This is a genomic window from Vibrio sp. (genome assembly GCF_984391705.1).
The window spans coordinates 1-24,576 of the sequence record NZ_CFHWOM010000017.1; the positions used below are offsets into that span (position 1 = coordinate 1).

General features: G+C 45.8%; 23 protein-coding genes and 1 pseudogene. 9 read left to right on the plus strand and 15 right to left on the minus strand.

Annotated features, from left to right (window positions below):
* The 3 genes and pseudogenes from groES to AC4MRV_RS11250 form a co-directional block, all read left to right on the plus strand.
* Positions 1–131: pseudogene (gene groES / locus AC4MRV_RS11240) on the plus strand (co-chaperone GroES); the annotation flags it as partial.
* Positions 132–203: 72 nt separating this feature from the next.
* Positions 204–1,850, plus strand: a complete 1,647-nt coding sequence (gene groL / locus AC4MRV_RS11245; RefSeq protein WP_491187433.1) for a chaperonin GroEL — start codon at positions 204–206, stop codon at positions 1,848–1,850.
* Positions 1,851–2,112: 262 nt separating this feature from the next.
* On the plus strand, positions 2,113–3,279 hold the full coding sequence (locus AC4MRV_RS11250) for a nucleotide sugar dehydrogenase (RefSeq protein WP_491187434.1): 1,167 nt from the start codon (positions 2,113–2,115) through the stop codon (positions 3,277–3,279).
* Positions 3,280–3,319: 40 nt separating this feature from the next.
* On the opposite strand, the gene AC4MRV_RS11255 is transcribed toward AC4MRV_RS11250, so the two are convergent.
* Both AC4MRV_RS11255 and AC4MRV_RS11260 read right to left on the minus strand, forming a co-directional pair.
* Complete coding sequence (locus AC4MRV_RS11255; protein ID WP_491187435.1) at positions 3,320–3,916, minus strand: uracil-DNA glycosylase family protein; 597 nt, start codon at positions 3,914–3,916, stop codon at positions 3,320–3,322.
* Between the two features lies 1 nt (position 3,917).
* A complete protein-coding gene (locus AC4MRV_RS11260; protein ID WP_491187436.1) occupies positions 3,918–4,844 on the minus strand; it encodes a D-2-hydroxyacid dehydrogenase in 927 nt (308 codons plus the stop codon).
* 84 nt (positions 4,845–4,928) lie between these two features.
* On the opposite strand from AC4MRV_RS11260, the gene AC4MRV_RS11265 reads away from it, so the two are divergent.
* Complete coding sequence (locus AC4MRV_RS11265; RefSeq protein ID WP_491187437.1) at positions 4,929–5,516, plus strand: YjaG family protein; 588 nt, start codon at positions 4,929–4,931, stop codon at positions 5,514–5,516.
* A gap of 77 nt (positions 5,517–5,593) precedes the next feature.
* Here AC4MRV_RS11265 and AC4MRV_RS11270 read toward each other — a convergent pair whose 3' ends face one another.
* Positions 5,594–6,691, minus strand: a complete 1,098-nt coding sequence (locus tag AC4MRV_RS11270; RefSeq protein ID WP_491187438.1) for a CNNM domain-containing protein — start codon at positions 6,689–6,691, stop codon at positions 5,594–5,596.
* A 422-nt stretch (positions 6,692–7,113) separates the two neighbouring features.
* Here AC4MRV_RS11270 and hupA point away from each other — a divergent pair, with 422 nt between their 5' ends.
* Together hupA and AC4MRV_RS11280 are read left to right on the plus strand one after the other, a co-directional pair.
* Positions 7,114–7,386: a nucleoid-associated protein HU-alpha gene (gene hupA / locus AC4MRV_RS11275; protein ID WP_008079028.1), complete on the plus strand. Its 273-nt coding sequence runs from the start codon at positions 7,114–7,116 to the stop codon at positions 7,384–7,386.
* Positions 7,387–7,467: 81 nt separating this feature from the next.
* On the plus strand, positions 7,468–8,163 hold the full coding sequence (locus tag AC4MRV_RS11280; protein WP_491187439.1) for a DUF1481 domain-containing protein: 696 nt from the start codon (positions 7,468–7,470) through the stop codon (positions 8,161–8,163).
* A 72-nt stretch (positions 8,164–8,235) separates the two neighbouring features.
* Here the strand turns inward: AC4MRV_RS11280 and purD are convergent, their stop codons facing one another.
* Together purD and purH are read right to left on the minus strand one after the other, a co-directional pair.
* The gene (gene purD / locus AC4MRV_RS11285) at positions 8,236–9,525 is read right to left on the minus strand and encodes a phosphoribosylamine--glycine ligase (RefSeq protein ID WP_491187440.1); all 1,290 of its coding nucleotides are present in this window, start codon (positions 9,523–9,525) and stop codon (positions 8,236–8,238) included.
* Between the two features lie 307 nt (positions 9,526–9,832).
* Positions 9,833–11,425: a bifunctional phosphoribosylaminoimidazolecarboxamide formyltransferase/IMP cyclohydrolase gene (gene purH / locus AC4MRV_RS11290; protein ID WP_491187441.1), complete on the minus strand. Its 1,593-nt coding sequence runs from the start codon at positions 11,423–11,425 to the stop codon at positions 9,833–9,835.
* Here purH and AC4MRV_RS11295 point away from each other — a divergent pair.
* Positions 11,424–11,693 (plus strand): hypothetical protein, encoded by a 270-nt coding sequence (locus tag AC4MRV_RS11295; protein WP_491187442.1) that lies wholly within the window; start codon positions 11,424–11,426, stop codon positions 11,691–11,693. The genes purH and AC4MRV_RS11295 overlap by 2 nt on opposite strands.
* A gap of 7 nt (positions 11,694–11,700) precedes the next feature.
* Positions 11,701–12,147 carry a Zn(2+)-responsive transcriptional regulator gene (zntR, locus tag AC4MRV_RS11300; RefSeq protein WP_491187443.1) on the plus strand — a complete coding sequence of 149 codons (447 nt, stop codon included), beginning with the start codon at positions 11,701–11,703 and terminating at the stop codon, positions 12,145–12,147.
* Here the strand turns inward: zntR and AC4MRV_RS11305 are convergent.
* The 10 genes from AC4MRV_RS11305 to AC4MRV_RS11350 form a co-directional block, all read right to left on the minus strand.
* The gene (locus AC4MRV_RS11305; protein ID WP_491187444.1) at positions 12,144–13,121 is read right to left on the minus strand and encodes a GGDEF domain-containing protein; all 978 of its coding nucleotides are present in this window, start codon (positions 13,119–13,121) and stop codon (positions 12,144–12,146) included. The two genes, zntR and AC4MRV_RS11305, sit on opposite strands and share 4 nt — an antisense overlap.
* Positions 13,122–13,361: 240 nt before the next feature.
* Entirely contained in the window at positions 13,362–13,658 is a 297-nt protein-coding gene (gene fis, locus AC4MRV_RS11310; protein ID WP_000462885.1) for a DNA-binding transcriptional regulator Fis, read from the minus strand.
* A 71-nt stretch (positions 13,659–13,729) separates the two neighbouring features.
* Complete coding sequence (gene dusB / locus AC4MRV_RS11315) at positions 13,730–14,692, minus strand: tRNA dihydrouridine synthase DusB (protein ID WP_491187445.1); 963 nt, start codon at positions 14,690–14,692, stop codon at positions 13,730–13,732.
* Positions 14,693–14,831: 139 nt separating this feature from the next.
* Entirely contained in the window at positions 14,832–15,719 is an 888-nt protein-coding gene (gene prmA, locus AC4MRV_RS11320; RefSeq protein WP_491187446.1) for a 50S ribosomal protein L11 methyltransferase, read from the minus strand.
* 126 nt (positions 15,720–15,845) lie between these two features.
* Positions 15,846–17,189, minus strand: coding sequence for an acetyl-CoA carboxylase biotin carboxylase subunit (gene accC, locus AC4MRV_RS11325; protein ID WP_491187447.1), 1,344 nt, complete (start codon positions 17,187–17,189; stop codon positions 15,846–15,848).
* 15 nt (positions 17,190–17,204) lie between these two features.
* Positions 17,205–17,675, minus strand: coding sequence for an acetyl-CoA carboxylase biotin carboxyl carrier protein (accB, locus tag AC4MRV_RS11330; RefSeq protein ID WP_491187448.1), 471 nt, complete (start codon positions 17,673–17,675; stop codon positions 17,205–17,207).
* Positions 17,676–17,770: 95 nt separating this feature from the next.
* Positions 17,771–18,220, minus strand: a complete 450-nt coding sequence (aroQ, locus tag AC4MRV_RS11335; RefSeq protein ID WP_491187449.1) for a type II 3-dehydroquinate dehydratase — start codon at positions 18,218–18,220, stop codon at positions 17,771–17,773.
* 305 nt (positions 18,221–18,525) lie between these two features.
* Positions 18,526–20,475, minus strand: a complete 1,950-nt coding sequence (acs, locus tag AC4MRV_RS11340; protein WP_491187450.1) for an acetate--CoA ligase — start codon at positions 20,473–20,475, stop codon at positions 18,526–18,528.
* A gap of 197 nt (positions 20,476–20,672) precedes the next feature.
* Positions 20,673–21,305, minus strand: a complete 633-nt coding sequence (locus tag AC4MRV_RS11345; protein WP_491187451.1) for a 3'-5' exonuclease — start codon at positions 21,303–21,305, stop codon at positions 20,673–20,675.
* An 11-nt stretch (positions 21,306–21,316) separates the two neighbouring features.
* A complete protein-coding gene (locus AC4MRV_RS11350; RefSeq protein ID WP_491187452.1) occupies positions 21,317–23,143 on the minus strand; it encodes a DUF294 nucleotidyltransferase-like domain-containing protein in 1,827 nt (608 codons plus the stop codon).
* Between the two features lie 213 nt (positions 23,144–23,356).
* Between AC4MRV_RS11350 and AC4MRV_RS11355 the strand changes: the two genes are divergently transcribed.
* Positions 23,357–24,535 (plus strand): 3-phenylpropionate MFS transporter, encoded by a 1,179-nt coding sequence (locus AC4MRV_RS11355; RefSeq protein WP_491187453.1) that lies wholly within the window; start codon positions 23,357–23,359, stop codon positions 24,533–24,535.
* Positions 24,536–24,576 lie beyond the last annotated feature (41 nt).

Genomic DNA, 24,576 nt, shown 5'->3' on the forward strand with positions numbered 1-24,576 from the left:
TGCTACCGTTGGACGTAAAAGTTGGCGACACGGTTATCTTCGCTGAAGGTTACGGTACTAAGACTGAAAAAATCGACGGTAAAGAAGTGCTAGTGATGTCTGAAAACGACATCATGGCGATAGTTGAGTAATAGCAATCATTGAGTAGTTTTTTGCTCAGATTCAAATACTAGTCAAATTAAAGAATTTAAAGGAAATAAAAGATGGCTGCTAAAGACGTTAAATTTGGTAACGACGCACGTATTAAAATGCTAGAAGGTGTAAACGTTCTGGCTGATGCAGTAAAAGTAACACTAGGTCCTAAAGGCCGTAACGTAGTTCTAGACAAATCTTTCGGTGCACCAACGATTACTAAAGATGGTGTATCTGTAGCGCGCGAAATCGAACTTGAAGACAAGTTCCAAAACATGGGCGCACAAATGGTTAAAGAAGTAGCGTCTCAAGCAAACGACGCTGCGGGTGACGGTACAACGACAGCAACAGTACTTGCTCAAGCTATCGTTAACGAAGGCCTTAAAGCAGTCGCTGCAGGCATGAATCCAATGGATCTTAAGCGCGGTATCGACAAAGCGGTAGTTGCAGCTGTTGAAGAGCTAAAAGCGTTATCTGTTCCATGTGCAGATACAAAAGCGATTGCACAGGTTGGTACTATTTCTGCGAACTCTGACGCAACAGTAGGTAACATTATTGCTGAAGCGATGGAAAAAGTTGGTCGTGATGGCGTTATCACTGTTGAAGAAGGTCAGGCTCTACAAGATGAGCTAGACGTAGTAGAAGGTATGCAGTTCGACCGCGGTTACCTATCTCCTTACTTCATCAACAACCAAGAAGCTGGCAGCGTTGATCTAGAAAGCCCATTCATTCTACTGATCGATAAGAAAGTATCGAACATCCGCGAACTTCTTCCTACTCTGGAAGCGGTAGCGAAAGCATCTCGTCCACTTCTAATCATCGCTGAAGATGTAGAAGGCGAAGCACTAGCAACTCTAGTTGTGAACAACATGCGTGGTATCGTGAAAGTAGCGGCTGTTAAAGCGCCTGGTTTTGGTGACCGTCGTAAAGCAATGCTACAAGACATCGCTATCCTAACTGGCGGTACAGTTATCTCTGAAGAGATCGGTCTAGACCTAGAGAAAGTAACGCTAGAAGACCTAGGTCAAGCTAAGCGCGTGACTATCACTAAAGAAAACTCAACTATCATCGATGGTGCGGGTGAAGAAGCAATGATCCAAGGTCGTGTTGCTCAAATCCGTCAGCAAATCGAAGAAGCAACTTCAGATTACGACAAAGAGAAACTGCAAGAGCGCGTAGCTAAACTGGCTGGCGGTGTTGCAGTAATCAAAGTTGGCGCAGCAACTGAAGTTGAAATGAAAGAGAAGAAAGACCGCGTTGAAGATGCACTTCATGCAACTCGCGCAGCGGTTGAAGAAGGGGTAGTTGCTGGTGGTGGTGTCGCACTTATTCGCGCAGCGTCTAAAGTTGCTAACCTTGAAGGTGACAACGAAGAACAAAACGTTGGTATCCGTGTAGCACTACGTGCAATGGAAGCGCCAATCCGTCAAATCACTAAGAACGCAGGCGATGAAGAGTCTGTTGTTGCTAACAATGTTCGCGCAGGCGAAGGTAACTACGGTTACAACGCGGCAACTGGCGAATACGGTGACATGATCGAGATGGGTATCCTAGACCCAACTAAAGTAACTCGCAGCGCTCTTCAATTTGCAGCATCAGTAGCGGGTCTTATGATCACAACTGAAGCTATGGTTACTGACCTTCCAGCTAAAGACGCTCCTGCAATGCCAGATATGGGTGGCATGGGCGGTATGGGTGGCATGGGCGGTATGATGTAGTCATCCCCTCGCTATTCATAGTGAAATTGAAAACGGAGACCTCGGTCTCCGTTTTTGTTTTTCTAGAGGACACTCTTTTTCGGATGAAATAAGTGTCTCACTTCTAATAAGTGCGAAAGTTACTTTCGTGCTTGCTTGATGTAATATGCACATATCGTCACTATCCCTCATATTCATCAGGGAATCATTTTTGGAACGAGTGTCCGATTTCTCTAATCGTTAGGGGGAACTGGACATTTCCAAATGCAAGAAGAGGTTAGCAGTGAAAGTTGCAGTAGCAGGTACAGGTTACGTTGGTCTTTCTAACGCGATGTTATTAGCACAAAACCACCACGTTGTGGCGCTAGATGTAGTAGAAAAGAAAGTAGAGTTGTTGAATCAAAAGGTTTCTCCAATTGTGGATGCCGAAATCGAAGATTTCTTATCCAACAAAGAAATGGACTTCGTAGCGACCACAGATAAACAGCTTGCTTATGCTGACGCACGTTTTGTTGTGATTGCGACACCGACGGATTACGATCCTGTGACAAACTACTTCAATACTTCGTCAGTAGAATCTGTGATTAAAGATGTCATGGTAATCAACCCTGATGCAGTGATGGTGATTAAATCTACTGTTCCAGTTGGTTATACTGAGCGAATTAAACAAGAGCTAGGTTGCGAAAATCTAATCTTTTCTCCGGAATTTCTTCGCGAAGGTAAAGCGCTTTACGACAACTTGCATCCATCACGCATCATCGTGGGTGAGCAAAGTGAGCGAGCACAAGAGTTTGCCAACTTATTGGTTGAAGGCGCTCAGAAACAGGATATTGAAGTACTGCTTACTAACTCCACCGAAGCAGAAGCGGTAAAACTGTTCTCAAATACTTACCTAGCAATGCGAGTCGCTTACTTTAATGAGCTAGATTCCTACGCAGAAGCGCATGGTTTAGATAGTCGTCAAATCATTGAAGGCGTTGGGTTAGATCCGCGTATTGGTAACCACTACAACAACCCTTCATTTGGTTATGGGGGTTACTGTCTACCTAAAGATACCAAACAGCTTTTGGCTAACTATCAAGATGTGCCAAATAATATAATTGGTGCGATCGTAGATGCAAACCGCACTCGCAAAGATTTCGTTGCTGAGTCGATTTTGAAGCGCGATCCAAAAGTTGTCGGCATATATCGTTTGATCATGAAAGCCGGCTCTGACAACTTCCGCGCATCATCGATTCAAGGCATTATGAAGCGTTTGAAAGCCAAAGGTATTACGGTAGTGGTATACGAGCCAGTGTTGGAAGAAGATGAGTTCTTCCATTCTGAAGTTATGCGAGACTTAGAAGCCTTTAAAGCTAAATCGGATGTTATTGTTTCTAACCGCATGGCAGAAGAATTGGCAGATGTGGCAGATAAAGTTTATACCCGCGACTTGTTTGGCTCTGATTAAACGTCTTCTCAAATTCATAAATAAAGCTCCTTTCGGAGCTTTATTTATTTTTAAGGTGCTGGTGAACGTATTCTCTAATGTATAGGACGACCTGGTCTTCAAACCAAGGGTTTCGCTTTAACCACAAGGTGTTTCTTGGTGAAGGGTGAGGTAGGGGAATGCAGTTTGGCGCCCAACGTTGCCACTCTTTAACCGTTTCTGTCAGTGTATTCGGTTTGTCATCTAGGTAGTAGTTTTGTGCATATTGTCCGATGAGTAACGTCATGCCGATATTTGGTAACCGCTCTAAGATTGCCTGATGCCATGTAGGTGCACACTCTTTTCTCGGTGGTAAATCGCCACTTTTTCCTTTCCCCGGATAACATAGCCCCATCGGCATGATGGCAATTTGGCTCTGGTCATAAAACTGCTCTTTATCCAGTTGAAGCCAATGTCTTAATCTATCTCCGCTTGGGTCGTTCCAAGGGACAGACGTTTGATGAACCTTCAGTCCTGGGGCTTGCCCTATGATAAGCAGCTTAGCGGACTCGTTTGCTTGGACAACTGGATTGCAACCAAGCTCTAAGTAGGGGGCGCATATCTCGCACTTTCTTACCTGAACAAGTAACTGGTCTAGCTTATGTATATTGTCCGACACCTCAATATCCTTTATCCACATCAACTTGGTTTATTAAACTGAAGCCATCACGCCATCTTTGGTAATTCTCAGTAAAAATTTCAACCACTTGTTCTGGGAAGCTTAGGGCAGCGATATGAGGGGTGATAGTAATGGATTTATGTGACCAAAATGAGTGCTCCTCGGTTAATGGCTCATTATCGAACACATCTAAATAAGCGTGAGATAACCAATGATTGTCCAAAGCTTGCAATAGGGCCGCTTCGTCTACGGCAGTTCCTCGGCCGACATTAAACAGCAGTGCTTGATTGCAGAAGCTGAGATTGTCGAGATTGAAAATATGATGCGTGTCTGGAGTATTGGGTAGGGTATTAACGATCACATCTGCTTCTTTCAGAGCGGTGGATAGTTCTTGGATGTGATAAGTCGTATCAAAAGGGCTGTTCTTGGCCGGAATACCACTGCGGTTTACGCCTGACACGTGAATACCAAAGGCTTTGGCGGTTGTTGCCAAATAGCTACCAATTGATCCTGTACCAAGAATAACCATATTTAAGTTGTTTAATGATTGGTAAGGAATGGGCTGCCAAGTCATATCTCTTTGCTGCTGTGCGTATTGCATGAAGTGACGATGATATTGAATAAGATAACCAAGAACGTACTCTGAAATCTGTTGACCGAAAATACCTTTTACATTGGTGAACTCACCACTAAACTCATCCAAAGCAGGGATGAGAGCATCGACGCCAGCGTAAATGGATTGAATCCACTCTAAACGAGTAAAGTCTGCAATGCATGAAGCTGCCATTGGTGGAGAAGCAAGTAATATGTTTGCTTCTTGGCGTGATGTGGTGATCTCTAAATCCGGTAAATTAGCTTGTTCAAGTAACGCTTGGTACTTCGAGTCATCTTCCGTGAGAAGATACACTTTATGTGTGAAATTGTTCATCGGCTTGCTTTTTTCCCTGCTGGTTATCAAGTACACTTTCGCTGTCTAATTCAGCAACTAGGTCGACAGACCCTAAGAGTCTCTATGCTACAGAATCCTCTTCAGCTTCGTCTTGAGAAGTTTGAACCCTGGAAACAGATTACCTTTATGGCGTGTCTATGTGAACGTATGTATCCAAACTATGCCATGTTTTGTCAAACGACAGAGTTTGCCGAGGCGCGTGTTTACCGCGATATCCTAGACAGCATCTGGGAGCAACTCACGGTGAAAACCGCTAAAGTTAACTTTGAGCGCCAGCTTGAAAAGTTAGAAGAGATCATTCCTAGCTCTGAAGATTTTGATTTTTACGGTGTGTACCCAGCAATTGATGCTTGTGTAGGTCTATCGACTCTAATCCACGGCCTGCTTGATCGCGACTATTTGTACGAAAATATGCAAAAGCTTAGCCAGCAATCGGTGATGACGGTAGCACAGCTTGAAGAGGCTCAAACGGGTGAAGAAATTACCAATGAGAATCAAAAAGATAATGAAGCTGTTTGTGCTGAGTGGGACGTACAGTGGGCAATTTTCCGCCCGTTGAAGGATGCGCAAGAGCGTGACATTGAGTTGATTAAAGACCTGCGCGCTGAGCTTAAAGAGGAAGGCGTGAGCAATATTGGTATTGAACTCTAGAACGCAGTTTATTCACTAAACTAAAAGGGGTTGATGTTTTCGCATCAACCCTTTTGTTTTTCTAGAGCTCAGTGTGATTAGTTTTCTTCTTTTTTTGCTCTCGCTTCTTCAAGCTCGTCATCGTCTTCGTCGCGATTTTCAATTACGCCGTGGCGTTCTTTCCACTTTTCCCAGCGCTCAAAGGCAAGCTCTTGCATGTCGGTGGTTCGGTCAGCTTCGTCGACGATCTCTTCACCCACTAAGTGCTCAAAGATATCTTCTAAGGTCAAGATGCCTTGCACTGTTCCGTACTCATCTACAATCATCGCAAGCTGCAGTCGGTTTGCCATCATCTGTTCAAATGCTTTTGGCAGAGCAATCGTGTTGAGCAGAACATGAACTGGACGCATTACTGCACCCAATTGCTTCTCGCCACAACCACCTTGCTGCAACTTGAACAGCTCTAAACGGTGCACGAAACCAATAATATTATCTTTTGATTGGCTGTAGACCAGTGGTCGCGAGAATGGTGTGTCTTTGTATTCCGTTAAAAACTCATTGATGCTCATTTCCGCATCTACGCGAAACACAACTGGGCGAGGCGTCATCACTTGCGTGACTGGCACATCTTGGATGCCCAATAAGTTGTTGAGGATCTTGGTTTCGCCTTCAGCAAACTCCCCGCTCTCTTTCGCTAGTAGTGCCATTGCAGATAGTTCATCTCGCATTTTTGGTGCTTCATGGCCACTGGCTAAGCGTTTGGTGATTTGTTCAGAGAACCAAACAAATGGAGTTAGTGCCCAGACCATCCAGCGTAATGTAGTTGCTGCCATTGGTGCGAGTTGACGCCAGTAAGTGGCACCAATTGTTTTCGGTACGATTTCAGACAAGAGCAGAACTGCGAAGGTAAGCACTGCGGAAAATACGCCTAGCCACTGGCTACCAAATACGACAGCAGCTTGTGCACCTGCGATCGCCGCACCAATAGTATGCGCAATAGTGTTTAGCGTCAGGATAGAAGCAAGTGGTCGGTCGATATCTGCTTTTAGTTTGGTCAAAGACTCCGCTGCAGGGTGACCTTGTTGACGCAACTGAGCAATATAACTTGGTGAAATACTCAGAAGAACCGCTTCTAAAACGGAACAGATAAACGATACGCCAATCGCGACGGAGACGTATAGAGTTAGCAGTAACATAAATGTCCTATGGAGGTTAATTAATTACCGACACCCATCAAAAAATGAGTCGGGTTTAGAAGTGTTTGTTATACCCGAAATTGGTGTCAGTATCACAACCGAACTTTGCATGTTACCCATTGGATTTTTCAATTCCAGCCGGGATTTATCATACCTGGGCATTATTGGTGTGAGTGTTTTTTCTTCGCATCAGCTCCTGCAACATCAGGCTTCGCAGGCTATTGCTAATGTATAAATAAGGTCAAAAATAGTTAAAAACAAGTATTAGCATAGCTTCTGATAGTAACAAATTGTGAGTTAATACTCAGATTATGGTTAAAAGTACGTCATGAAAGCCAAAGATCGCTTACAAACCTTTGCCAGATGGGGCATTTATGTTTTAGAGTGAGTTGAATTCGATAACATATGAGAAGGGAAACCTAATGAACAAGACCCAATTAATCGACTTTATCGCAGAGAAAGCAGACCTATCTAAAGCGCAAGCTAAAGCTGCTCTTGAAGCAACTCTTGACGGTGTGACTGATGCACTTAAAGAGGGTGACCAAGTTCAACTAATTGGTTTTGGTACATTTAAAGTTAACCACCGTGCGGCTCGCACTGGTCGTAACCCAAAGACTGGCGAAGAAATCCAAATCGCTGCAGCTAACGTTCCTGCATTCGTAGCGGGTAAAGCTCTTAAAGACGCTGTAAAATAATTAGATAAACTACTCCAGAGTTTTTGCTGGAATTGTTTAAAATACGCCAAGGTAGCTTCTATCTTGGCGTATATTTTTATTATGAAGAAATTTTTATTGTCAGCATTGCTTGGCTCATTATTGGTGGGATGCTCGTCAGGAACGCCAACGCCGAATCTTGACCAGTTCTCAGATTATACTGGTGGCCGCTCCATGGGGGATGCCACAAGCCTGTATTGGTATACAGAGCGTTTGTCTTCCTCTTATACCGCAGCCGATTATGTAACTGCGGGTGATTATGGTTGGTATCAAACAGACTACCGTTGGGCTGAGGGAGAGTTAAGGGAGTTAGTTCGTGAAGGTGAACAACTTACCGATAATCAAAAATTAGCGCCGTACCGCATCCATGTTCGCTTTAACAAAGAAGGTGATGCGGTGTATCAGCAATATCGTTTAGATGGTCGTGTGCTTCCTTTAAGCCGCGATAAACTTGCTTGGCTAAGGCAAGAAGCTCTAGATATTGTTGAGACCACTAAGCAGAACGACAAAGATGGCTTAGAGCTTATTCAAGGCTACTGGGATGGAAGTACTTTCGAGACTTGTGGTGGCAATAACTATTCGATGATTGAATTTAACCAGACGCTGCCTAGCTTTGTGGTCAACCGTCTGTCGTCGGTAGATAACTACATAGCTTTGCTAGGCTCAACTCGTGGTAGTAGAGTGACAGTGAAAGAGCTACTGATGTTGGCGGAAGATAGCCAAGATTGTATCGAGCGTCCAAGCTTGATTGAAGAATAACCTCGGTTATAAAACTAAAAAGGCGCTCATCATGAGCGCCTTTTACGGATGTAAACCAGCGGATATTGTTGGTTACTTTTCTTGCTCACGTGCAATCGCGCGGTAGCCGATGTCGTTGCGGTGGAACATACCATTCCAGCTCACCTGTTTAGCCAGAGCGTAAGCTTTCTCTTGCGCCTCTGAAACGCTATTACCTAGTGCTGTTGCACACAGTACACGACCGCCGTTAGTCACCACTTCACCCGCTTCGTTGTTTGCTGTGCCCGCATGGAAGATCTTCTGATCGTCAGCGTGCTCAGTTGGTAGTGAAATCACATCACCTTTTGCGTAGTCAGCAGGGTAACCGCCAGCCGCTAGGACTACGCCGATGGATGCGCGCGGATCCCATTTAGACTCTGCTTCATCTAGCTTCTCATCGATAGCCATTAGACATAGCTCAACAAGGTCAGACTCCATACGCATCATGATAGGTTGTGTTTCTGGGTCTCCGAAGCGGCAGTTGTACTCGATAACTTTCGGTGTACCATCTTTGTCGATCATTAGGCCTGCGTATAGGAAGCCCGTGTAAGGATGGCCTTCTGCGTCCATACCGCGCACGGTAGGGTAGATAACTTCTTCAAGAATACGCTCATGGATTTCAGGTGTAACCACAGGAGCAGGAGAGTAAGCACCCATACCACCAGTGTTAGGGCCTGTATCTTTATCGCCGACACGTTTGTGGTCTTGGCTGGTGGCCATTGGTAGCACGCTTTGACCGTCAACCATCACGATGAAGCTTGCTTCTTCACCTTCAAGGAATTCTTCGATTACCACGCGGCTACCGGCTTCACCAAATGCGTTGCCAGCCAGCATGTCTTTGATTGCGTCTTCTGCTTCTTCAAGGGTCATTGCAACGATAACGCCTTTACCTGCAGCAAGGCCGTCAGCTTTCACTACGATAGGAGCGCCTTGTTCGCGAACGTAAGCTAGAGCTGGTTCAATCTCAGTGAAGTTTGCGTAAGCGCCTGTTGGGATCTTGTGTCGCGCTAGGAAGTCTTTAGTGAATGCTTTTGAGCCTTCTAGCTGTGCAGCGGCTTCTGTTGGACCAAAGATTGGTAGACCTGCTTCGCGGAAAGCGTCAACCACACCGATAACTAGCGGCGCTTCTGGGCCAACAATCGTTAGCTCGATTTTTTTCTCTTGAGCGAAAGCAACCAGCTCAGAGATTGCTTCAACGCCGATGTTTACGTTCTCAAGCTTTGGCTCAAGCGCTGTACCTGCATTGCCAGGTGCAACAAATACTGTCTCAACATTTGGGTTTTGTGCAGCTTTCCAGCCTAAAGCGTGCTCACGACCGCCAGCACCAATGATTAATACATTCATTTATTTATCCTTTGATAGCTGCGCCATATTGCAAATCTCTGTGTCGAGCTTGCTCATTTATAGTTATACATTCTTTATAACTAAGAGGGCGAGCTCTCCTTGACCTTAACAATATGGCTTTGCTCTAAAATGAAAATTTCCAAAAATAAGAGTATTTCAAGTTAGTTAAATTAAATAAGCTCTGCTAAAAGTAGTTGGTGCTGTGGCTAGGCAACAATTGAGCCCATCTCCGGGAGCATAGCCTGCTATGTGACCGGGGTGGGCGAAAGCAGTTAACGACGCCACAGTGCCAAATACGAAGAGAGAATTAGTGACGGAAGTGACGCATTCCGGTAAAGATCATCGCCATACCGTGCTCGTCTGCTGCTGCGATAACTTCGTCATCACGCATAGAGCCACCTGGTTGAATCACACACTTAATGCCTGCTTCTGCAGCCGCGTCGATACCATCACGGAATGGGAAGAACGCATCGGATGCCATTACACAGCCTTCGACTTGTAGACCTTCGTCTGCAGCTTTAATACCTGCAATCTTCGCTGAGTAAACACGGCTCATTTGGCCAGCACCGACACCGATAGTCATGTCGCCTTTCGAGTAAACAATTGCGTTTGATTTAACGTATTTCGCTACCTTCCAGCAGAATAGGGCGTCTTTTAGCTCTTCTGCTGTTGGCTGGCGTTTAGACACGACTTTAAGGTCATCTAGGCTAACCATGCCTTGGTCACGGTCTTGAACCAGTAGGCCGCCGTTAACGCGTTTAACATCAAAGCCAGTGGTCTTAGTTGTCCACTCACCACATTCTAGTAGGCGAACATTCTTCTTCGCTGCTACCACTTCAATTGCTTCAGCTGATACAGAAGGGGCGATGATGACTTCAACAAATTGGCGCTCAACTATAGCTGTTGCTGTTTCTGCGTCTAGCTCTTGGTTGAAGGCGATGATGCCGCCGAAAGCTGATGTTGGGTCTGTTTTGTATGCACGGTCGTAAGCTTCTAAGATGTTGCCACCTAGTGCGACACCACATGGGTTCGCGTGCTTAACGATGACACAAGCGGGCTCGTCGAACTCTTTTACACACTCAAGGGCTGCGTCAGTGTCAGCGATGTTGTTGTAAGACAGCGCTTTGCCTTGGATTTGGCGAGCAGTAGAAACCGATGCTTCTTCAGGGGTCGCTTCAACATAGAAAGCCGCTGATTGGTGGCTGTTCTCACCGTAGCGCATGTCCTGCTTTTTCTCGAACTGCTGGTTGAAGGTGCGAGGGAATTTGCTCTCTTCGTCACCCTCTTTGTTCTCTCCGTAAGAAGGAACCATAGTGCCGAAGTAGTTAGCGATCATGCAATCGTAAGAGGCTGTGTGCTCGAATGCTGCGATAGCAAGGTCGAAGCGAGTGTCTAGAGTAAGAGATTTTTCGTTCGCGTCCATTTCAGCGATAACACGGTCGTAGTCGTGTGCATTAACCACGATAGTTACGTCTTTGTGGTTTTTCGCCGCTGAACGAACCATAGTTGGGCCGCCGATGTCGATGTTCTCAACCGCGTCCGCTAGCGTGCAGCCTTCTTTAGCTACGGTTTCTGCGAATGGGTATAGGTTTACAACAACCATATCGATAGGGTTGATACCGTGAGTTTCCATCACGTCATCGTCTTGGCCGCGACGGCCTAGAACACCACCATGAACTTTTGGATGCAGAGTTTTAACGCGGCCGTCCATCATTTCAGGGAAGCCAGTGTAGTCAGAGACTTCCGTTACAGAGATGCCTTTTTCTGCCAGTAGGCGAGCCGTACCACCAGTAGATAGAATATCGACACCACGTTCAGCGAGTGCCTGAGCGAATTCTACAATGCCAGTTTTGTCTGATACGCTGATAAGTGCGCGGCGAATAGGACGAGCGTTACTCATGCTTCTATTTCCTCAAAGTCACAGTAAGATAAAGATGTTTGCCAAAAATGAACTTGTTTTTACTTGGCTGATTGAATTAGCAGTAAAATATTGGCCAGTTTTGGTAAAGACCTTTGTTAGCAATATTGCTATTGGAACAGTCTCTGAGATTGATGGCGCGTATTCTAACCAATTTATTACAAAAAAGCTCGCGCAATCGTTTGGCATCGCAAAAATAATTGCAAATAACTCAATCTTTGGCTTTAAAAGTAACGAAATAGTTAATTAGGACAGTTATGTTTCAGATAGGTGAATTAGCGAAACGCTGCGGCGTGACCGCAGATACGCTTCGCTTTTACGAGAAAAATCAGCTAATAAAGCCCGCAGGGCGCAGTGAGTCGGGCTATCGTCTTTACAATGAGGAAAACCAGCAGCAAGTCAGCTTCATCTTGAAAGCAAAAGATTTAGGCTTGAGTTTGGATGAAATCAAAGAGCTGTTAGAAATAAAACTTGAGGCGACAGAGCATAGTTGCGCTGAGGTAAAAGCGATCACAACGGCTAAGTTGAAGCTGATTGATGAAAAAATCAGTGAATTGACCAGAATTCGTAGCGCTTTGAGGAAGATAAATGATGCTTGTTGCGGCCATGTGGATGATGACGCCAGTCACTGCTCTATCTTAGGGGCGCTAGCTGAAGATGAAGTGGGCAGTGAATCGTGCTGTAACGATCCAAGCCACTCTTAAGAGGCGATGAGGATCTTAGTATTATTTGCTTCGATTTTCATCTCTGGCAAGCTGGTGTGATAAATAGTGACTTGATTTCGACCTGTGTGCTTAGAGTAATACATCGCTTTATCAGCTTGAATCAATAGTTCCTTTACATCACTGAGTCGTGTGTTTACTTCAGATATACCAATACTCACTGTCGGATAGATAATCTTGTCATCAACATGACATGGTGTTTTTTCTATAGACTCGCGTATTCGCTCAGCAATGTCATAGGCTTGAATGGCACTGATGTTATTTAGCATGACACCAAATTCTTCACCGCCTAGACGGCCAATAGCATCGGTCGCTCTAAGCTGCTTTTGGCAGATGTCTGCGACGTGAGTAATGACTTCATCTCCTGATAAGTGACCCACTTGATCATTGATTTCTTTGAAGTGGTCTATGTCTATCATAAGACAGCTGACATTTTGATAAGTCTTTAACGCGTGGGTGAAGGCATCGTTGAGCTGTAGTGTAAAGGCTCGTCGATTGAGGATGCCTGTAAGCTCATCGGTCTCAGAAAGTCGTTTGAGGTTTTGTTCGTGTTTATGAGCATGGGTAATATCACGCTCCTGCCATAGCACATACTGTTTATCAGCTAGAGTGCAAAGTGGTTTTATTGTTGCTTCAAACCAGCTTTCGTCCTCTAACTGCTCTAGTTCATCAATTGATAAGTGTAAGCAATCAATCGGAGATATAGAGTACTGAATAACGCTCGTGGTTTGAGTCTCTAGAACAAGGGTAAGTGCTTGCAGTAGTTCTTCTGCTTTGGTTTTACTTAGAATGTCATGTAAGAAACTTGCTTTAGATTGGTTTGAGTCTAAGCGGGTCGAATGAAATGTCCCCCCAAAGCCCTCGACAAAACGGCCATGCTGATCGAGTACAAATAGCTGTTCGGGTAGCTCATTCAGCAATAGCTGCAGCCATTCTTCCCGTTGCATATCAATCATATAGCCCAATCCAGACAATTAAAGAGCCATCCATTATATAAGGGCATTTTATGTGATCAATCTCAATAGATCACACTTTGATTATAATTTGGTCAATAAGTACTACGTTCTGTTGGTGCTACAGGACTAAGCCGAAGGTTTATCTGCCGATGGCGAAGGAAGAAGGTGATTGTTATACAAAGAAAAAGCCGAGTCTTTAGGACTCGGCTTTCTCAAATTCAGAAATAATGCACTGAAGGATTAGTTCATGCCGTATTTCTTAAGTTTCTTGCGAAGAGTACCGCGGTTGATACCCATCATAGTTGCTGCGCGAGTCTGGTTACCGCGAGTGTACTGCATGATAGTATCTAGTAGTGGCTGTTCAACTTCAGCTAGAACTAATTCGTATAGCTCTGTTACTTCTTGGCCGTTTAGTTGAGCCAAGTAGTTTTTAAGAGATGCTTTAACAGAGTCACGTAAAGGCTTCTGAGTAATCTGGTCTTGTGACGTTACTGTAGTTACTGTTAATGCTTCTGAAGTCAGATTTTGTTCGAACATATTCGGTCTAGCTCTTCTCTTAATTATGATGCAACGTTTAGCCGTCAGGTTGAAGCCGTAGCTTCAGTTAATCAGGCTTTATCAAAATACTCTTCTAACGCCTCAAGTTGCAGCTCAGCTGCGTCAATGGCGTTGAAGGTACGGCGAAACTCACTCGCTTGCTCATGCTCTTTTAGATACCAACCAACGTGCTTACGCGCGATTCGTGGGCCTAAATACTCTCCATAGAAACTATGTAGGGCATTCACATGACCAAGCAGGATGTCTTTCACTTCCGAATAAGGAAGATCAGGCATCGTGGTGCCGTTTTCCAAAAAGTGTTGGATTTCCTGGAAAATCCACGGACGACCTTGGGCAGGGCGTCCAATCATTAGAGCGTCTGCCCCAGTGTACTCTAGGACAAATTTGGCTTTCTCAGGGCTATCGATATCACCGTTAGCAATAACCGGAATAGAGATCGCTTGTTTTACCGCTTTAATGCTGTCGTATTCGGCCTCACCTTTGTACATACACGCTTTTGTTCTGCCATGCAGAGCTAGAGCTTGTATGCCGCAGTCTTCGGCTAATTTAGCGATTTGAACACAGTTTTTGTTGTCTGTGTCCCAGCCAGTACGGGTTTTCAGTGTCACAGGGACATCTACTGCCTTTACTACAGCTTGCAGAATATCTTTAATGATATCTGGGTACTGAAGTAGAGCAGAACCGGCTAGCTTTTTATTCACTTTTTTAGCTGGACAGCCCATGTTGATGTCGATGATTTGCGCACCGTTTTCAACACTAAACTGAGCAGCATCGGCCATAAGCTGTGGATCAGCTCCTGCAATCTGTACAGAGCGAATGCCCGATTCGCCTTCATGTACCATGCGTTGCTTTGATTTTGACGTTTTCCATAGTTTTGGGTTTGACGACATCATTTCACTGACGGCCATGCCCGCACCATAGCGAAGACACAACTCTCGGAATGGTCTATCCGTCACACCTGCCATAGGGGCAACGATGAGATTATTCTTAAGTTGGTAGTTTCCGATTTTCAAAACGTCTTCACAGCTTAGTACCAGTAAGGGCGCGCATTTTACGCATTTTTTAGCGCTGTGAAAAGACTAATATTTGAGCATTTACAAATTGTTTTCGCAAAATGCCCAAAAATCAGTCAATTAACTCGCAAAGTCTTATCTAGCCTTGCTTGCGACCAGAGATGCGACACCATTCACTCTGCTCTTTGATAGGATCAATGTGAAGCTCGTCACGGTAATAGTTAGCGACATCTTCTGCTTGAGTATCTAGAACTCCAGACATCGCTAAGTCTCCATTTGGTTTTACCAAAGACTTAATAATTGGAGATAGTTCACGTAGTGGACCAGCCAAAATGTTAGCGACAACGACATCTGCAATTAGGCCTTCAGGTTGATCTTGAGGTAGGAAAACTTCAAGTTGGTCAGCAACGCCATTGCGCTCGGCATTGTCTTTTGAAGCGAGCAATGCTTGAGGATCAATATCGATCCCGATAACTTTTGCTGCGCCCAATTTGATCGCTGCGATCGCCAGGATGCCAGAGCCACAACCAAAGTCGATTACGGTTTTGCCAGCAAGGTCTAAGCCTTCTAGCCATTCTAGACATAGGGCCGTTGTTGGGTGCGTGCCAGTGCCGAAAGCCAGGCCTGGGTCTAGCATCACGTTTACAGCGTCAGGCTCAGGGATATCGCGCCAACTTGGGCAAATCCATAGACGCTCGCCAAACTTCATCGGGTGGAAGTTGTCCATCCACTCACGTTCCCAGTCCTTATCTTCCAACTGCTCTACTTTGTAAGCAAAGCCTTGTGCAAGTAGGCCACTAAGCTTGGTTTGCTCAATGATGAAGTTAGTATCTGCTTCAGCGTCATACAGCGCTAGGATATCGGTATCGCCCCACAAGCGCGTCTCGCCAGGTAGAGGTTCGAATACAGGAGTATCCTGCGCGTCTAAGAAGGTCACAGACAGCGCACCAGTCTCTTCCATTAGCATATCGCCGATCTGTTCAGCGTTTTCATTGGTCGCATTGAGTTTGATTTGAATCCAAGGCATGAGTATGAGCTCTTTACATTGATTGATATGATTTGGCGCAGAGTGTAGCAGAAAAGGCTAACAAGTGCGCGAAAACAAAAATGCTCACCGAAGTGAGCATTTTCATTATTATGGTAGCGATATCGCTTACTGCAGGCCTAGTTTCTTCTCTAGGTAATGAATGTTGGCACCACCGTGTTGGAAGTTCTCATCATTCATAATCATTTCTTGCAGAGGCACGTTAGTTTTGATGCCTTCAACGATCATCTCGCCAAGTGCGTTCTTCATACGTGCAATCGCAACATCACGGTTCTCACCAAACGTGATTAGTTTACCGATCATTGAGTCGTAGTGAGGTGGCACTGTGTAACCTGTGTAGATGTGCGATTCCCAACGAACACCCATGCCGCCTGGAGCGTGGAAACGTTCGATCTTACCTGGTGAAGGAAGGAAACGTTCTGGGTCTTCTGCGTTGATACGACACTCAATCGCATGGCCGCGGATCTTGATGTCTTCTTGAGTGAAAGACAATGGCTGGCCAGCAGCAACGCGAAGCTGCTCTTTGATTAGGTCTACGCCAGTTACCATTTCAGTTACTGGGTGCTCAACCTGAATACGAGTGTTCATTTCGATGAAGTAGAACTCGCCGTTTTCGTAGAGGAACTCGAATGTACCTGCGCCGCGGTAACCGATTTCGATACATGCACGAGTACAGCGTTCACCGATGTACTTACGCATTTCTTCAGTAATACCAGGAGCTGGCGCTTCTTCCACAACTTTCTGGTGACGACGCTGCATAGAACAGTCACGTTCACCTAGATGGATAGCACCGCCTTGACCGTCAGCAATAACCTGAACTTCAACGTGACGAGGGTTTTCTAGGAATTTTTCCATGTAAACCATATCGTTGTTGAATGCCGCTTTCGCTTCTGCGCGCGTCATTGCGATTGCTTCTACAAGCTCGCCCTCGCTGCGAACAACGCGCATACCGCGACCACCGCCGCCACCAGAGGCTTTGATGATTACTGGGTAGCCAATACGTTTAGCGTGCGCTTTGTTTTTTGCCTCGTCGTCATCAAGAGGGCCGTCTGAGCCAGGTACACAAGGTACGCCGGCTTTTTTCATTGCAGTGATAGCAGAAACTTTGTCACCCATCATGCGGATGGTGTCTGCTTTAGGGCCAACGAAGATGAAGCCGCTGCGCTCAACTTGCTCAGCAAAATCTGCATTTTCAGACAGGAAGCCGTAACCCGGGTGGATCGCTACTGCGCCTGTTACTTCAGCCGCAGAAATGATGCGAGGGATATTTAGGTAGCTGTCGATACCACGAGCTGGACCGATACATACTGTTTCGTCTGCAAGTAGTACGTGTTTTAGGTCGCGGTCAGCAGTCGAGTGAACAGCTACCGTTTTGATGCCCAATTCTTTACATGCGCGAAGGATACGAAGTGCAATTTCACCTCGGTTCGCGATGACTAATTTATCTAGCATAAGAGAGAGCCTCTATTATTCGATAACAACAAGTGGTTGGTCGAATTCAACTGGCTGGCCGTCTTCAACTAGGATAGCTGTTACAACACCAGACTTGTCAGCTTCGATTTGGTTCATCATTTTCATTGCTTCAACGATACATAGAGTGTCGCCAGCGTTAACAGTTTGACCAACTTCAACAAACGACTTCGCGTCTGGGCTTGGAGAGCGGTAGAAAGTACCTACCATTGGAGAAAGAACTTGGTGACCTGCTGGAACCGCTGGTGCTGCCGTTGCCGCTGCTTCTGCTACTGGCGCAGGTGCCGCTGCTGCTGGAGCTGGTGCAGCTACTGGAGCAGGTGCCGCTGCGTACTGAACAGGTGCTACAGGTGCTGCAGTACCGCTACGGCTGATGCGTACCGACTCTTCACCTTCAGAGATCTCTAGCTCAGCAATGCCAGATTCTTCTACTAACTCGATAAGCTTCTTGATTTTACGGATATCCATCTTTTCTTTCTCTTTTATCTTGTGAATAAGACAGCTCAATAGAGCTGCAGAGTGATTCGTTACGATGAGAGTCTATGACTTCAACGTTTGTTGGGTTAGCTTGCCTGCAGTTTCTTTAAAGCTGCCGACAGAGCGAATTCGTAACCTTGAGCACCTAAACCACAGATCACGCCCTCTGCTTTATCAGACAGATAAGAGTGATGGCGGAAAGGCTCTCTGGCGTGCACATTTGATAAGTGCACTTCGATAAATGGGATCGCAACGCCAAGTAGGGCGTCTCGCAGTGCCACACTGGTGTGTGTGAACGCTGCGGGATTGATAATGATAAAATCCACGTTGCCATAAGCTGCGTGGATTCGTTCAATCAGTTCGTACTCGCGATTTGACTGTAGATGTTCCAGTTCTACACCCGCAAGTTCCGCTTGTTTAGTCAGTGATTCGATGATTTGTGGAAGCGTTTGAGAACCGTAATGTGCCGGTTCGCGTAGCCCCAACAAGTTCAGATTCGGACCATTTAAGACAAGAATGCGTGATTTTGCTGCCATTGTGTCGCTATCTTCCTAATACATGAGACGAACTTAGATATTCCCATATTATCGCAGATTCAGCATGGTTTCTTTGTAAGAAATTGGTCTGGATCTTTGAAATAGACCCAGATTATAGCTAATTCAGCGCATTTAGCAGCAATTTACTGGTCTAATCACCCAGAGGAGGGGAGTGATTTTGCTACCAAGGTAACAAAACTGGTCGTTTTCGCGTCATGTGCAGGTGCAGTTTTGTGCTCCAACAAACAAAAAAGCCGTCACGTTAGTGACGGCTTGACTTCAATTAGACTGTTTAAAACAGTGAATTAAGCGAGTTCAGCTTTTTCAGCGATAAGCTTATCAACAACACTTGGGTCTGCCAGCGTTGAAGTATCACCTAGGTTGCTCGTATCACCGGTTGCAATCTTACGTAGGATACGACGCATGATCTTACCTGAACGAGTCTTCGGTAGAGAGTCAGTCCAGTGCAGTACATCTGGTGTAGCGATTGGGCCAATCTCTTTACGTACCCAGTTTTTCACTTCTGCGTGGAGTTCAGCACTTGGGAACTCACCATCATTTAATGTGATGTAAGCGTAGATTGCCTGACCTTTAATATCGTGTGGAATACCAACAATTGCAGCTTCAGCAATCTTATCGTGAGCAACCAGTGCTGATTCAATCTCAGCAGTACCCATGCGGTGGCCAGATACGTTCAGTACGTCATCAACACGGCCAGTGATCCAGTAGTAACCATCTTCATCACGGCGAGCACCATCACTGGTGAAGTACATACCTTTAAAGGTAGAGAAGTACGTCTGTTCAAAGCGCTCATGGTCACCGTAAACGGTACGCATTTGACCAGGCCACGAATCGAGAATCACTAGGTTGCCGTCTGTCGCACCTTCAATGATGTTACCCATGTTATCAACAAGAGCAGGTTGAACGCCGAAGAATGGACGTGTTGCAGAGCCTGGTTTAAGGTCAGTTGCACCTGGTAGCGGCGCAATTAAGATGCCGCCAGTTTCTGTTTGCCACCATGTATCAACAATTGGTGAGTTCTCGTTACCGATGGTTTTGTAGTACCACTCCCAAGCTTCAGGGTTAATTGGTTCACCAACCGAACCCATAATACGTAGGCTGCTACGTGAGGTGCCTTCAACTGCTTCATTGCCTTTCGCCATTAATGCACGAATAGCGGTTGGTGCCGTGTAAAGAATGTTGACTTGATGCTTATCGACTACTTGGCTCATACGGTTAGTACTTGGGTAGTTAGGCACACCTTCAAATAGAATCGTTTTAGCACCGTTTGCCAGTGGGCCGTAGATTAGGTAAGTGTGGCCAGTAATCCAACCCACATCTGCGGTACACCAGAATGTTTCGCCAGGTTGGTAATCAAATACGTATTTAAACGTCATCGCAGCATACACTAGGTAGCCGCCAGTTGTGTGCAGTACGCCTTTTGGTTTGCCTGTTGAGCCAGAAGTGTAAAGAATGAATAGCGGATCTTCGGCTTTCATCTCTTCTGGTGGGCAGTCTGAAGACACGTTTGCTGTCGCTTCATGCCACCAAACATCACGATGTTCGTGCCAGTCGATGTCACCACCAGTGCGCTTCATTACGATCACTTTTTCGATGGTTTTTACTTCAGGGTTGGTCAGTGCTTCATCGACATTTTTCTTCAGTGGAACCGCGCGGCCACCACGCACACCTTCGTCAGCAGTAATGACCACTTTTGCATCTGAATCGATAATACGACCAGAAAGGGCTTCAGGTGAGAAACCGCCGAATACTACAGTGTGGACTGCACCAATACGAGTACAAGCGAGCATCGCAACCGCCGCTTCTGTCACCATTGGCATGTACAAACAAACGACATCGCCTTTGCGAACGCCTTGCTCTTTCAGTGCGTTAGAGAACTCACACACTTCTTTGTGCAGCTCTTTGAATGTTAGTGTCTTATCATCGTTTGGATCGTCACCTTCCCAAATGATCGCAACGTCATCACCACGCTCTGCTAGGTGACGGTCGATACAGTTGGCTGATACGTTGAGCGTACCATCTTCAAACCAACGGATATCTACGTGGCCTGTATCGAAAGAGGTGTTCTTAACTTGAGTGAAAGGTTTCATCCAGTCGACAATCTTGCCGTGTTCACTCCAGAAGCCAACAGGGTCTGTTACAGATTGTTGGTACATGGCTTGGTAAGTATCGTTATCCGCGTGTGTGTTTTTCTTGATGTTTTCTTTAACCGGATAAATATGGGCTTCACTCATTGCTTTTCTCCTTGTGCTTAATTCCTATGAATCGAGCAAGTGTCCGTTTAAAACAACTAACGTTGTACAAATTCCCTATGGCTATAACTTTCAATCACAGGCTGAGATTCGACAATTAGACTTTAGGATGAGAGTGACACTTCTGCTTAAAAATTAAGGGATTAAAACGCAAATTGAGAACTTGGTCGTAAGTTGATTTATCTTACGTAGGGGAAATTAAGGCTAGGTAGATCACCTTTTGTCAGGCGCACAAAGACGAGAGCGGCGGAAATCGCATCTTGCAGAGCATCGTGTTTGTCCTGCATGGGAAGATCGAGGTGCTTACAGATGGCATCTAAACTTAAATCGAAATAGGCGTTAGGTAGGTGTCGCTCAAGTTTATCGTGATAGATCTGACTGACTTCAATCAATGGATTAGGCAAAGGAAACCCTAGGTGGCGACGACAGGCCAGATCGAGAATTTTTTTGTCGTAGCGGATATGATAGCCAACTAAAGGGCGATTACCGATGAAGTCGAGTAATTGAACGAGCGCTTGCTTTTCATCGATACCATCTACTAAGTCCTGATGGCGAATCTGATGGATTTTGATTGAGTTAGAATCCAAGGATTGTGGAGCTCGCAAACGTACCTCAAAGGGTCTACTGGTAATAATGCGGTTATCGATGATCTTCGTTGCGGCAATAGTGACTAGCTCGGCTCGATTCGGATCTAAGCTGGTGGTTTCACAATCGAGTGAGACATATTCGCCTTTTTGTACGCTAGCAAACAGCGGTCGATAGGCTGAGCCTTTCAACTTGAAATACCAATAGCGACGTTGAAACCAATTCATAATGCTCTCGCTTAGTCCCGTATCTGGTAATGATAGCCAAGAAATTGCTTAAATTTCTTCACGACGTGCAGGCTGTGGCGTAATAAATCACGCTCGGTTCGCTCTAACTGTTTTAAATCGATTCGGTTGCTGCTGTGTTGATTGGCTAGCTGTTGTCCCAGGCGTAGCTTAAAGAACAGTTTGAGTGCTTCGTTGAGGTTATCTGCTGTATCAGGTTCTAGAATCCGCTTGGTACGCAACGCTTCAATACGGTCAAAGGTATTACTCTCTTCAATTCCGTATTCAAGGGCTAGCGTGCGAACACCATGGACGATCGGGAAGATGCCGCCACTTTTTAAATCGACTCCCTGCTTATCCTTCTTAACGTTGCCAAACAGGGTCAGTGGTAAGGAGAACTGCAAGGCCGGGCGACAGAAGTCTTGTAGCGCTAACATATTATTTAGCATCAACTCCCTTAAATGATGTCGTACCGGACTCAGTAGCTCTTTGTTCCCGGCAACTGCGTGCGCATCGGTGAAAATCGCTAAGTCCATGACTTGCTCTGCAGAGGTGGGTTTAGACCATTTAGAGAGTTCTTTTTTCCAATCGCTTTGGCTTTTCACCCATTTAGGGTTGTTGACCATGACATTTCCAGGGCAAAGTGGATAGCCGAGTTGCTGCAGTGTATGGGTCAATTCATCCATCACTTTTTCACACTGGTGCCAATGCAGACCATCTTTGATGATCAGAGCGTTATCTTGATCGGTTTTGAGAATTTGCTCCCCACGCCCTTCTGAGCCTAAAACGACCAAACAGCAATGGTCGTGAAGGGCTGGAGGAACAATTAATTCAAACGCTTTTTCAATAATCTGCTCATTGACCGCGGAGATAAGCTCCATAATAAATCGGGTGCGGATGCCGTTGCCCAGCAAACTATCCACCAACTGGCGCTGGCGGTTTGAAGCCATAGCCAGTTCTTCAACACTCGAAGCTCTGGCAATACTTAAGGTCAGCACGTGTGAATGTGTCGAAAAAGCACTCAAGATCTGAGTCATATCGAGCATACCCACCGCTTCCTTGCCATCGGCGACCATAACGCGTTTCATGCGGTTACGGGTCATCTTTATCATGGCGTTAAATAGAAAATCACCATCATCAATATGGACAACAGGGAAGGTCGCTATACGACCTACAGGGGTGTCGAGAGGGTGGTCATCGAGCATGACCGCATGCAGCATATTGGTGCGGGTTACAATACCATAGGGCAAGTTATGCGGATCGTCGATGAGGCGTATATCGTCATCATTTAGTCTAACTAACGCTGAATCGATACCATTCTCTTTAAGGGTTTTAGTGACTTCCTTAAGAGGTTGTTCTGGCTGCAAAATCATCGGAGGATGATAGATGTCACTGTCGACTTTGGTCAGAATAAACTCCGCCAAGTTTTGCTGCTGTTGGGCTGCTTCAATAAGCTCTTGGCGCTTCGCAAGGTTGGTATCAAAGTAAGCGGCAAATTGACCGTTTTCATTGTAGAGCTCAAGAAACACTGTTTTAGGCAGTAAGTACACTAGGGTATCTTCGAGGGCGATATAGTGGTGACGAGCTTGGCCTTCAAATAGGGCACGTACGTCAAAAAGGTCATCATTTGCGTAATGAGCGAAAATCTCTTGGCCATCTTCACTACGCTCTTCAACGGCACCTTTAATGAGAATATAAAGGTGCTGGCTGTCGTTATTGGTCGCTAAAATGACCTCTTTTTCACGAAAGTAGGCCACGTCGAGTGATGCGCGCAGGGTGGTTTGCTGGCGATCATCCAAGCGATTAAAAGGCGCGGAGTGCATGTTAAATTTGTCTGGCATGAGCGACCTACATGTGTGCAAAAGACCATAGGCTAAGTGTGCCCTAATTGGCTGATTTCGCTAGACGACTTTGGTCGAATTTAGTGAGTGTTGTTATCTCTACAGTGAATCGAGTGGACAATAAGGAAACAGCTTGGTGAATAATCTTCCCTTTTTAACTTTTGTTACAAAGTGGATAATGGCCGCTCTGTTCTTTGGCATTCTGAGGTAACAATGCTGACTCCGACCCCTTATGGCTGGATTTCCCAGTACTTTATTGGCTTTTTCTTTGCCTACGGTGTGTATTTACCGTTTTGGGCTTTGTGGTTTGAGGAGCAAGGTGTTTCTCCCACAGATATTGGCCTATTGGTGGGGATTGGCTTTGCCACTCGTTGTGTTGCCAATATGGTACTTACCCCTCGTATTCATAAAGTAGAGCACCTAATGCCAGCGCTGCGTTGGCTGAGTTTTGCTTCATTGTTGTTTGTCGGTTTTCACTTCTTTACTGGTGGCAGCTTCTGGCTGATGGCTCTAGCTACGGTGCTGTTTAACCTCTGCTGTGGCCCCATTGTGCCTCTTTCTGATGCGATGGCGAACTACTACTCGCGACTAAAAATGCTCGATTACGGCCGCACTCGTTTGTGGGGCTCGATTGCTTTTATTGCAGGCTCTACCGTAGTTGGTTTTATGGTGGCGCAATTTGGTACCGATATGATCCTGTTCACTGCTTTGGCAGGGGTACTTGTTTCACTGATATTCTCGATACGCCGTATTAATCCAATGCCGGTGACAACCGAAGAGGAGCATGCTGAAAGACCTAAGCTAACCGAGCTGTTACGGGAAGGGCCGGTAGTGAAGTTCCTCGTTTTGGTGGCGCTGATTCAAGGTAGTCATGCCGCTTATTACAGCTTTAGCTCCATTTATTGGAAAGGCGCTGGGTATTCGGAAGATATTATTGGCTATCTGTGGAGCTTAGGGGTTGTCGCGGAAGTGGCTATTTTCGCCCTGAGTAAGCGCTTGTTTGCCGGGTGGACACTGCGCGCTTTGTTTGTCGTTGCGGCGATTGGGGTGATAGTACGCTGGGGCTTAACAGCGTCGACCACTATGCTGCTGGCGTTAGTCTTGATCCAACTGTTGCATGGTGTGACGTTTGCGATTGCCCATATTGCTGCGATTCAATACATTCAAGATTCAGAGCCGCGTAAGATGGTCGCACTGCAAGCGCTATACAATGCCATTCCTTTAGGCGCATTCATCGCACTAATGACAACGTTAAGTGGTTGGGGCTATGAGCATTGGGGAGCCAATGTTTTTTGGGCTATGGCGGCAATGGGCGTGCTCGCGCTATTTATCAAAGTGGAACCCAAGGCAAAACCGAATCGTAAGGTTATGGAGCCTGAACCACAGAATTAACCCTGCTCGATTGAGTTCAATGGGTATCCTTAGTTAAATGA